This is a genomic window from Actinomycetota bacterium, from assembly GCA_041658565.1.
GTDB lineage: Bacteria > Actinomycetota > AC-67 > AC-67 > AC-67 > JBAZZY01.
Window position 1 is genome coordinate 252,475 of record JBAZZY010000001.1, and the last position, 10,259, is coordinate 262,733.

The following is a 10,259-nucleotide window of genomic DNA, read 5'->3' on the forward strand; positions in this document are numbered from 1 at the left end:
GCATCCCGGACATCGTGAATTCCCCGGCGCCTGCATTCAAGGAACGCCCTCCAACTTCCGTATCCTGGTTGTGTGAACAAGATCTCGGACTACGGGCTGATCGGCGACTGCCACTCCGCGGCCCTTGTCGGGCAAGACGGCTCGATCGACTGGGCCTGCTTCCCCCGCTTCGATTCTCCTAGCGTGTTCGCGCGCAACCTCGACGAGTCCCGCGGCGGGCACTTCCGCATCGCGCCGGAGTTCGTCGAAGACGCCCGCCGCGCGTACCTCCAGGACACCAACATCCTCACAACGACGTTCGAATGTTCCGGCGGCGTCCTCGAACTTACCGACTGCATGCCTGTCGAAACTCCCGAAGAGCCCGGCGGGACGCGCGTTCGCGTGCACCACTCGATCCTGCGGCGCGCGCGCTGCACCATCGGAACCGTAAACGTCCGAGTCTCCGTCGCACCGCGATTCGAGTACGGCAGTCTCCTGCCCCGCTTCACGCCGCTGTCGGCGCGCAGCGCCTACGTAGAGGGCGGCGCCAATGCCATCGTGCTGAACTCGACGCGTCCCGTGGAGGTTCTCGACACCGAAGTGGTTGCGGAATGGACGCTGCACGCGGGCGAAGAGGTTTGGATGGAAGCGACCTGGAGCCGGTCGTACGCGCGCCACCCTCGGGCGCCGTCGCTGGCGAAGTTCGAGCAGGAGTGTAGACGCCGCCTCGAGGCCACAACCGCGTACTGGCGCTTGTGGATCGAGCAGTGCTCCTATGAAGGCGTCTATGCGCCGTTCGTGCGACGATCCGCGCTGGCGCTGAAGGCGCTGACCTATGCGCCGAGCGGCGCCATGGTCGCGGCACCGACCACATCGCTGCCCGAGTTGATCGGCGGCGGGCGCAACTGGGACTACCGCTATACCTGGATCCGCGACGCGACCATGGCGCTGTCCTCTCTGGTGGCCCTCGGCTTCAGACACGAAGCGGAGGCCTTCCGTTCGTGGCTCGAACGAGCGACGGCCGGGCGCGCGCAGAACTTGCAGATCATGTACGGCGTCGAAGGCGAGCGACACCTGCCCGAAATGGAGTTGCCGCACTTGACCGGACACCGCAACTCGGCGCCGGTGCGAATCGGAAACGCCGCCGCCGTGCAGACGCAACTCGACGTCTACGGACAGATCCTGGACGCGGCATACCTGTACGGGAAAGCGGGCGGGGACTTCAGCACCAAGAACTGGACTTTCCTAACGCGTCTGGTCGAATCGGCCGCCGCTCGCTGGCACTGGGCCGACCACGGGATTTGGGAGTTGCGCGATGAACCTCGGCACTTCACGCATTCGAAGCTGCACTGCTGGGTCGCGCTCGATCGGGGGATCCGTATCGCGCAAGCGCGCGGGCTGCCGGCACCGATAGAGCGGTGGGAGCGCGCGCGTGACGAGATCCGCGACTTCTTGCTGGAACAAGCGGCACCCGACGGGTGGTTTCAGCAGGCAGCCGGGTACCCCGTCGCCGACGCAGCGACTCTGCTCGCGCCTGCGCTCGGACTTGTGCCGACCGATCATCCCCTTGCGCTGCGAACCATCCAGGAGGTTCGCGCACAGCTCGAGCACAACGGACTCGTCTACCGATACAAGGGAAACGACGGACTTGAGGGCCAGGAAGGCGCGTTCTTGGTGTGCTCGTTCTGGCTCGTGGACTGCCTAGTGCACACCGGCGAAATCGGTGAGGCGCAAGCCCTGCTGGAGCGCCTGCTCACCTTCGGCGGAGATCTTGGCCTGTTCCCCGAGCAGGTCGATCCAGCAACGGGCGAGGGGCTCGGGAACTTCCCACAGGCGTTCAGCCACATGGCGCTGGTGCTGTCGTGCGGCCATCTGGAGGCCGCGAAACACGGCGGAGTTCACAACGGCGGCTCGTACGCCGAACTCGCAGTCGAACGACTGATGGCCCGGCGCGGTTCGAAATCGGCCACCGTGCCGGCCCAGAGCGCACCTTAAGACCCCTTCGACTCGGCCGCGCTGCGGGCCCGAGCGATCAGCGCCCGCACTCCGTCTTCGTCGCCGTCGCGCAACATCGCAACGGGATCGGGATCGCCGTTGACGATCGCCTCAAAGAACTCCTTGCGATCCTGATACGTGGGCAACGCGGCCTTGGCCCAAGGGCGCAGATCGTTCAACATCTCGGCCAGCCGCGAGAAAGGCTCACCGTAGGCGGCCGCGATCTCGCGCTTCATGCGCTTGGCGAGGGCGGGACTCGCCCCGGCCGTAGACACCGCAATCGAGATCGCACCGGTGCGAACGATCGCCGGCAGGATGAAGTTGCACAACGCAGGGACGTCGACGACGTTCACCAACATCCGACGGGCCTCGGCGTCCTCGAACACCCGGACGTTTACCTGGGTGGTACCCGTCGCCGCGATCACAATGAATGCGTCGTCGAGATCACCGGGGCCGTATTCGCGCTGCTCCCACTCGATCGAGCCCTTTGCAGCCAGCGCGCGCAATTCCTCGATCGCTTCCGGCGCAACCACCCGAACGAGGGCCCCACAGGCGAGCAGACGTTCCACCTTGTCGCGCGCGATGGCCCCGGCACCCACGACCAGGGCCCGACGGCCGCTCATGCGCACGCAGGCGACGTACAACGGAGTCTCTGCCAGGTCACGGACGCAACTGTCGTCGCATACGCCCTTGCGCAGGGGACAAATGCAGTCCTTCCCGGCGAGTTCGCTCGACATAGCCTTCATCGTAGCGGTGGGGTACTCCTCAGCGCGTGACGGCCGCGCGCAGTTCCCGAACCAGTTCGCCGACGGCGGCGGCGGGGTCGGTCGCTGCGGCAGCGCGCGCCACAATCGCGCTGCCGACGATAACGCCGTCGGCGTACCCGGCGACCGCACGAGCATGTTCGGCGGTGCTCACACCGATCCCGACCGCAACCGGTAAATCGGTCTGCGCGCGAATCGATTCGACCAACACGCGCGCGCGGTCGGACAACGTTTGGCGCACCCCCGTCACTCCCAGCAGCGACGCCGCATAGACGAAACCGCGCGATGCCTCGCCGATAGAGCGAAGGCGCTCCGGCGGCGAAGTCTGCGCGGCGATGAATACCGTCGCGATCCCGGCGGCGTCGCAAGCCGCACGCCACGGACCCGCGTCCTCGACGGAAAGATCGGGGATGATGGCTCCGGCCGCCCCGGCCGTTGCGAACGCCTGCGCCGCGCGCTCGAGCCCCTGATGAAACACCAAGTTGTAGTACGTCATCGCGACAAGCGGGATCCCCGACTCGGCCGAGGCGCGCGCGATTAGGTCCAGCGCCTCGGACATCCGCAGCCCGCGTTCGAGCACCGCCGTCGTCGCCGACTGGATCACCGGTCCGTCCATGATCGGATCCGAGAACGGAATCCCGATCTCCAACACGTCGGCGCCGGCCTCCGCCGCGGCAACAGCCATACGCACAAAGGCATCGGGGTCCGGATACGCGCACACCAGGAACGGCATCAGCAGCGCGCGCCCTTCGGCGCGGCCGCGCGCGAACGCCGCGTCCAGTCGCTCGGCCGCCGTGTGATCAGTCCGCGCCATGAAGGATCCTTCGCACGGTTTCCACGTCCTTGTCTCCGCGGCCGGAAAGGTTCACCAAAATCACCGCGTCCGGGCCCAGCCCGCGTGCTTCGCGGATCGCCCACGCCAGCGCGTGAGACGACTCCAGCGCCGGAAGGATTCCCTCGGCGCGCGCCAGCGTGCCGAACGCCGCAAGAGCCTCGTCGTCCGTCGCGGAGTCGTAAACGGCGAGCCCTTGCTCCTTGAGGAAAGCGTGCTCCGGCCCGACGCCCGGGTAGTCGAGTCCCGCCGAGATCGAGTGCGTCGGCAACACCTGACCGTCGGGGTCTTGGATCAGCATGGACAGCGCACCGTGCAAAACGCCCGGCTCCCCCGCCGAGATCGTCGCCGAGTGCTCTCCGGTAGATATGCCGCGACCGGCGGCCTCGACTCCGACCAGGCGGACGCCTTCTTCTCCAAGAAACCCGTGGAAAATCCCCATCGCGTTCGAGCCGCCACCGACGCAGGCGACGACAACGTCTGGCAGCCTGCCCTCGTGCTCGAGAATCTGGGCTCGGGCTTCCTCTCCGATGATCTTTTGGAACTCCCGGACCATCAACGGGAAGGGGTGAGGCCCGACGACCGAGCCCATCGCGTAGTGCGTGGTCTCGACGTTGGCGACCCAGTCGCGCAGTCCCTCGTTGATCGCGTCCTTCAGCGTTTGGGAGCCGGAGGTCACGTGCACGACCGATGCACCGAGTTGCTCCATGCGAAAGACATTGAGCGCCTGGCGACGGCAGTCCTCTTCGCCCATGTACACGACGCATTCCTGCCCGAACAATGCCGCAGTCGTAGCCGTCGCAACGCCGTGCTGTCCCGCGCCTGTTTCAGCGATGACGCGCTGCTTACCCATGCGCCGCGCGAGCAAGCATTGCCCGAGCACGTTATTGATCTTGTGCGCACCCGTGTGCGCAAGGTCTTCGCGTTTGAGGTATATGCGAGCACCGCCGCACTGCTTGGTCAGTCGCTCCGCGAACCACAACGGAGTGGGACGCCCGGCGTACTCGCGCCGCAAGTACTCCAACTCGGCGACAAACTCGGCGTCGGCACATGCCTCGGTGAACGCTTGCTCGAGTTCGTCGAGCGCGTGCATCAGCGCTTCAGGGACGTACTTTCCCCCAAAGACACCGAAGTGTCCTCCGGCGTCGGGATCAGTAAGGGCACGAGCCATAGTTCGCCGAGTGTATCAGCGCGGCCGCGCGCCGTTCGTCGGCGGCTCGAACACGCCGCGCGCGCTCAGACCTCGCCCTCGACACTGCGCAGCTCGCGAGGCTCCCCCAGCAACACAATCACGTCCCCGGGCTGAAGTACCTCATCCCCGGTGGGTCGAGGCAGCACGGTCGTGCCGCGCCGCACGACCAGCGGCGTCGCGCCCTCGCACGCCTCCCCAAGGCTCATGCCCACCAGCGCCGATCCCGGCTCGACCTGCAGCTCCTCCAGACGCATCTTCTCGTCGCCACGGCCGGTGATCTCGAGATAGTCCAGGACGCGCGGGCGCAAGGACAGCATCGCCATGTGACGCCCGCTCGACACGTACGGCGAGATCACACGGTCTGCGCCGGCGCGATAGAGCCGGTCTGCCGCGGCCGATTCGCTGGCGCGCGCCACGATGAACAAATTCGCCCGCAGGGAGCGCGCGGTAAGCGTGATGTAGACGTTGTCTGCGTCGGAGTCCACAGCGCTGATCAGACCGCGCGCACGATCGATGCCGACGCTTTGGAGTACCGCCTCCGACGTAGGATCCCCGATCACATACCGCACGCCGTCGCTCTGCATCCGCTCTTCGAGGTCTTCCAAGCGGTCGACGACCACGAACGGAACCCGCTCGCCCTCAAACTCCCGCGCAACCGCGCGCCCCACGCGACCGTACGCGCAGATGATGTAGTGATCCTTCATCTGGTCGATCTGCCGTTGCATCCGTCGCCTCCTGGAAACTTGCCGAATCCGTCCGTCCGCGAGAGCCGCAGTAAAGATCGCCAAACTCGCGAGAAACACGGCAACTCCGAACGCTGCGAGACTCGCACTAAACAACTTCTCGGCACCGCCGGGCACTTCGCCGGCAAGGAATCCCACGGTCGTGACGACCAGGACGGTCTGGTAGACGGCGTCGAGCAGTGAATAGCCGAAAGCCACGTAGCCCACCACGCCGTATGCGAGCAGGCCCCCCAGACCCGCCAGTGGGGCACGCAATTCGTGGAGGATTCCGTCCGCTGCTCGCACGGGACCCATCCTACGATCCGGCCGGGCCACCCGGGCACAAGCGCGTCAACGGCCCAGCAGTTCCCGCACCTTCGCCGCGGGATCCGGCGCGCGAACCAGCGCTTCACCCACCAAGACCGCATCGCATCCGACGCCTTCCAGGCGAACGACGTCGGCGCGTACCGACACCCCGCTCTCCCCCACAACGAGCGCCCCCTGCGGAGCAAAGGGTCGCAGGCGAGCCACGACGGTCGGATCGACTCTAAGCGTGGCAAGATCACGCGTGTTGATGCCCACGACCCGAGCCCCGGCATCGGCCGCGCGCGCCATGTCGGCTTCATCGTGGACTTCGATCAGCGCAGTCATCCCGAGGGCGTCAACCAGCCCCGCCAAAGACACCAACTCGGTCTGATCAAGCACCGCGACAATCAGCAGAACCGCGTCGGCACCGGCGGCACGCGCCTCCCACACCTGCAGCGGATCGCAGATGAAGTCCTTGCGCAGTACCGGAATCCCAACGGATGCGCGCACCGCGCTCAGATCCTCCAGCGATCCGCGGAAGTACTCGGGCTCGGTAAGCACGCTGATCGCCGCCGCGCCGCCGCGCTCGTACGCGGCAACCAACTCCAGGCGGTCCACATCCGGGGCGATGTCGCCCGCCGACGGCGATGCACGCTTCACTTCGGCGATCAACGATATCCCGGGAGTAGCCAGCGCAGCGGTGAAATCCCTCGGCGGTGCGACGTTGCGCGCGGATTCACGCGCAACGTCCAGCGCTCCCGAGGCACGCCGGGCTTCCGCGTCGGCGCGGCGCGCGGCGGTGACACGTTGCAGAAAGGATCGGCTCACTCTGCCACGATTATAGGCAGAGACGACATTCCCGACTCCAACGCTGGTGTACCATCATGATATCATCATGTAATGGTGGAGCATGGCTAAAGTCCGAACACAGATCCAGCTCGAGCGTCGCCAGTACGAGCGGCTCAAGCGTTTAGCCCTTGAGCGCGGCCAATCCCTTTCCGCCGTGCTCCGCGCGCTCGTCGATGACGCCTTGGGGGGCGGTGCCGCCGCAGGCGCCGGGGCCGTTCGCGAGGCTCGGTTGGGGTTCGTTGGGTCGGGTCGCGACCGCGAGGGCAAGCGCGACGTTGCGCGCCTGCACGACCGATACCTCTACGGCGACCATCGGTGAGCGTTTTCGTGGACACCTCGGCATGGTTTGCGCTCGCCTCGGTGACGGACCAGGACCACAAGGCCGCGCGCGCGATCTGGCGCGATCTCGTGGATCACGACGAAGCGCTGGTCACATCCTCCTACACGCTCGCGGAAACGATGGGCCTCATCCAGCACCGCTTGGGATGGAAACCGCTCGAACTCTTCGCGGCCGCGGTGCGCACCGTGGATGTGGTCTGGATCGACGAGACGCGTCATCGCGAGGCCGAAGCGCTCGTCTTCACGCATCGCCGCCGGGGAACGAACATCGTGGACGCAGCCGGGTTCGTCGTGATGCGAGCGCTCGACCTGGACACCGCGTTCGCGTTCGACGATGACTTCGCGCGCGAGGGGTTCCGGCTGCTCGGCTCGCCTAAGCGCTGAGGGTGGGCGATCTCCCCGACCGCGTGCGGCTCGAGAACTCCCCAGTGCGCCGGCGGTGACGTCGCCCGACGCGCGCGCGGTGATCGCGGGTCACGTCGCACACGACCCGGCCGCTCAGATCGCCGCCCCTGCCGCCGCGCCCTTCCCGACAATCGCGAGGCGCCGGGCCGGGGTCACGCCAAGCCTTCCGCGGCCTTCACCGCGGCGAAGAACGCTCGGGCCTTCGCTCGCGTCTCTTGCTCTTCGCGCTCTGGAACGGAATCCGCCACGATCCCTGCTCCGGCCTGCAGGTACGCCTTGCCGTCGCGCATGTATCCGGTACGCAGCGCGATGCAAGTGTCCACGTTGCCCGAGAAGTCGAAGTACCCGACGGCGCCGGCGTAAGGACCGCGCCGCGTCGGCTCCAACTCGTCGATGATCTCCATCGCGCGAATCTTCGGAGCACCCGACACCGTTCCCGCCGGGAAAGAAGCCTTCAACGCGTCGAATGCCGTTCGACCTTCGGCCAACTCACCGCGCACGCTTGACACGATGTGCATCACGTGCGAGTACCGCTCAATCGTCATCAACTCATCGACGCGCACGGTGCCGGGAACGCACACGCGTCCAAGGTCGTTGCGCGCAAGATCGACCAACATCACGTGCTCGGCGCGCTCCTTCTCGTCGTCGATCAAGTCGGCGGCGAGTTTGGCGTCCTCGGCCTCATCCGCGCCGCGCGGGCGCGTCCCGGCAATCGGACGGATCGTCGCTTCGCGACCGAACACACGCAAATGCGGCTCCGGCGACGAACCGACAATCGCCGTGCCGGGGAACTGCAAGTAGAACATGTACGGGCTCGGGTTGATCAATCGAAGCACGCGGTAGACGTCGAACGGATCCGCCGTGGTGTCGCACTCGAACCGCTGCGACGGAACCACTTGGAAGATATCGCCGGTGGCGATGTACTCCTGCGCCCGCTCGACCTTGGCCATGTAGTCCCGCGGAGACTGATTCGAACGCAAGCCGTCCACCGGCGCATCGAAGCGCGGAGCGTCCAGGCGACTCGGTCCGGTCGCCGTCGAGATTCGGGCGACCAGTTCCTCGGCTGCCGCAACCGCCTCGTCGTACTGTGCGGCGGGATCGTCCCCGATTACGACGTTGGAAATCACCGACATCCGCTGGCGCAAATGATCGAACACCAACAGTTGCCCGGTGAACAGCAACCACAACTCCGGCAGCGCAAGATCGTCGGTCGTCGTCTGAGGCAAGCGCTCGATGTAGCGAACGCAGTCATAACCCACGTAGCCGACCGCGCCGCCGTGCAGCGGCGGCAAGCCGGCAAGCCGGGGCGCGCTGTAGGAGTTAAGTGCGCGCTCCAAAGCCGTCAGCGGGTCGGGCGCGCCGGCCGCAGCAGACGGCACCGCCCCTTCGAACGTAACCTCGCCGTCTCGCGAGGTCATCACCGAGAAGGGGCGCACCCCGATGAATGAGTACCGGCCCCAGCGCTCACCGTGCTCTACGGACTCCAGCAGGAACGAGTTCGGCTCGGCGCCGAGTTTGCGATACACCCCCACCGGTGTCTCCAGGTCCCCGAGCACCTCGCGCCAAACCGGCACGAGCGTGTACTCGCGCGAAAGCCGCAGGAACTCATCTCGGGACGGTTGATACTGGGTCATACCGGCGAAGCATACCGCGCGCGCGCCGCCGCGCCGATGCGGATCGGCGGTCCTACGCGAGCGACCGGTAGAAGCAGGTGCGCTCGCCGGTGTGACAGGCGGGACCGGCTGCGTCCACCAGCACGAGCAAGGTGTCGGCGTCGCAGTCGTAGCGCACGTCGATCACGCGCTGGGTGTTCCCCGACGTCGCCCCTTTGTTCCAGAACTCCTGTCGGGAACGGCTCCAGAACCACGTGGTGCGCGTCTGGAGTGTGCGCGCGAGGGACTCCTCGTTCATCCAGGCAACCATCAGCACTTCACCGGTGTCGTGCTGTTGCACGACCGCGGGGATCAAGCCGTTGCCGTCGTACTTCATCTTCGCGTCGTCGCTCATGTTCTCCTCGCCACCCAGATCATCTCTTCAGACTCCGGCCCAAACGGCCGTTCGTCGACCACTCGTCGTAGAAACCAACGAAAGCGCAGTACGGATCAGCCGGCACGGCGATCAACCCCGTATGGGAAGTCCGCGCGCGCGGCAGTGCGCCTTGACGTCGGCAATCCGCATCTCGCCGAAGTGAAAGACGCTCGCGGCAAGCGCCGCTTCGGCGACATCCAGCGCCTCGGCGAAATGCTCGGGAATCCCGGCCCCGCCCGAAGCGATCACCGGAACCGGAACCGCGTCGGATACGGCGCGCGTTAGCGCTAGGTCGTAGCCGTCCTTGGTTCCGTCGCGATCCATGCTCGTAAGCAGGATTTCCCCGGCCCCCAGTTCCGTCGTGCAACGGCGTGCCCAATCGACGGCATCTAAGCCTACCGGCGTCCGGCCGCCCTCGATCACGACTTCCCACCCACCGTCGGGGTGCGCGCGCGCATCGATGGCGATCACGATGCACTGCGATCCGAAAGCGTCCGTCGCCTCGCGAAGCAACTCGGGACTGCGCACCGCGGCGGTGTTGATCGCGACCTTGTCTGCGCCCGCGCGAAGAAGGTGCCGAACGTCGGCGACCGTTCGGACTCCTCCACCCACCGTCAACGGGATGAACACCTGCTCGGCGGTGCGATGCACGACGTCGATCATCGTCTCGCGGCCTTCCCACGACGCCGTGATGTCAAGGAACACCAGCTCGTCGGCACCTTCGCGATCGTAGATCTTGGCCATCTCCACCGGGTCGCCGGCGTCGCGAATATCGACAAAGCGGATCCCCTTGACGACGCGGCCTGCGTCGACGTCCAGACAGGGAATGATCCGGCGCGCAAGCACGG

At 66.4% G+C, this 10,259-nt stretch carries 11 protein-coding genes; 3 read left to right on the plus strand and 8 right to left on the minus strand.

Annotated elements, in window-relative coordinates:
- The first annotated feature begins 72 nt into the window (after window positions 1-72).
- Window positions 73-1,974 (plus strand): glycoside hydrolase family 15 protein, encoded by a 1,902-nt coding sequence (locus WDA27_01340; GenBank protein MFA5889589.1) that lies wholly within the window; start codon window positions 73-75, stop codon window positions 1,972-1,974.
- Here WDA27_01340 and WDA27_01345 read toward each other — a convergent pair.
- The 5 genes from WDA27_01345 to trpC all read right to left on the minus strand — a co-directional run bounded on the left by WDA27_01345 (window position 1,971) and on the right by trpC (window position 6,618).
- The gene (locus WDA27_01345) at window positions 1,971-2,711 is read right to left on the minus strand and encodes a bifunctional precorrin-2 dehydrogenase/sirohydrochlorin ferrochelatase (protein MFA5889590.1); all 741 of its coding nucleotides are present in this window, start codon (window positions 2,709-2,711) and stop codon (window positions 1,971-1,973) included. The two genes, WDA27_01340 and WDA27_01345, sit on opposite strands and share 4 nt — an antisense overlap.
- A gap of 28 nt (window positions 2,712-2,739) precedes the next feature.
- Complete coding sequence (gene trpA, locus WDA27_01350) at window positions 2,740-3,552, minus strand: tryptophan synthase subunit alpha (GenBank protein ID MFA5889591.1); 813 nt, start codon at window positions 3,550-3,552, stop codon at window positions 2,740-2,742.
- Window positions 3,539-4,741 carry a tryptophan synthase subunit beta gene (gene trpB / locus WDA27_01355; GenBank protein MFA5889592.1) on the minus strand — a complete coding sequence of 401 codons (1,203 nt, stop codon included), beginning with the start codon at window positions 4,739-4,741 and terminating at the stop codon, window positions 3,539-3,541. Before trpB ends, trpA begins: the two co-directional genes overlap by 14 nt.
- A 65-nt stretch (window positions 4,742-4,806) precedes the next feature.
- Complete coding sequence (locus WDA27_01360; GenBank protein ID MFA5889593.1) at window positions 4,807-5,790, minus strand: potassium channel protein; 984 nt, start codon at window positions 5,788-5,790, stop codon at window positions 4,807-4,809.
- A 45-nt stretch (window positions 5,791-5,835) separates the two neighbouring features.
- Window positions 5,836-6,618 (minus strand): indole-3-glycerol phosphate synthase TrpC, encoded by a 783-nt coding sequence (gene trpC / locus WDA27_01365; GenBank protein ID MFA5889594.1) that lies wholly within the window; start codon window positions 6,616-6,618, stop codon window positions 5,836-5,838.
- A gap of 82 nt (window positions 6,619-6,700) precedes the next feature.
- Here trpC and WDA27_01370 point away from each other — a divergent pair, with 82 nt between their 5' ends.
- Entirely contained in the window at window positions 6,701-6,958 is a 258-nt protein-coding gene (locus WDA27_01370; protein MFA5889595.1) for a ribbon-helix-helix protein, CopG family, read from the plus strand.
- A complete protein-coding gene (locus WDA27_01375) occupies window positions 6,955-7,362 on the plus strand; it encodes a PIN domain-containing protein (protein ID MFA5889596.1) in 408 nt (135 codons plus the stop codon). Before WDA27_01370 ends, WDA27_01375 begins: the two co-directional genes overlap by 4 nt.
- Window positions 7,363-7,535: 173 nt before the next feature.
- Here WDA27_01375 and trpE read toward each other — a convergent pair whose 3' ends face one another.
- The 3 genes from trpE to hisF all read right to left on the minus strand — a co-directional run bounded on the left by trpE (window position 7,536) and on the right by hisF (window position 10,257).
- Window positions 7,536-9,017, minus strand: a complete 1,482-nt coding sequence (trpE, locus tag WDA27_01380) for an anthranilate synthase component I (GenBank protein MFA5889597.1) — start codon at window positions 9,015-9,017, stop codon at window positions 7,536-7,538.
- A gap of 52 nt (window positions 9,018-9,069) precedes the next feature.
- Complete coding sequence (hisI, locus tag WDA27_01385) at window positions 9,070-9,390, minus strand: phosphoribosyl-AMP cyclohydrolase (protein ID MFA5889598.1); 321 nt, start codon at window positions 9,388-9,390, stop codon at window positions 9,070-9,072.
- Window positions 9,391-9,501: 111 nt separating this feature from the next.
- Complete coding sequence (hisF, locus tag WDA27_01390) at window positions 9,502-10,257, minus strand: imidazole glycerol phosphate synthase subunit HisF (GenBank protein MFA5889599.1); 756 nt, start codon at window positions 10,255-10,257, stop codon at window positions 9,502-9,504.
- Window positions 10,258-10,259: the final 2 nt, after the last annotated feature.

Excerpts from the sequence above, each read along its gene's own strand:
- WDA27_01345 (MFA5889590.1), bottom strand. The coding sequence starts at position 2,711 with ATGTCGAGCGAACTCGCCGGGAAGGACTGCATTTGTCCCCTGCGCAAG.
- trpA (MFA5889591.1), bottom strand. The coding sequence starts at position 3,552 with ATGGCGCGGACTGATCACACGGCGGCCGAGCGACTGGACGCGGCGTTC.
- trpB (MFA5889592.1), bottom strand. The coding sequence starts at position 4,741 with ATGGCTCGTGCCCTTACTGATCCCGACGCCGGAGGACACTTCGGTGTC.
- WDA27_01370 (MFA5889595.1), top strand. The coding sequence starts at position 6,701 with ATGGCTAAAGTCCGAACACAGATCCAGCTCGAGCGTCGCCAGTACGAG.
- trpE (MFA5889597.1), bottom strand. The coding sequence starts at position 9,017 with ATGACCCAGTATCAACCGTCCCGAGATGAGTTCCTGCGGCTTTCGCGC.
- hisI (MFA5889598.1), bottom strand. The coding sequence starts at position 9,390 with ATGAGCGACGACGCGAAGATGAAGTACGACGGCAACGGCTTGATCCCC.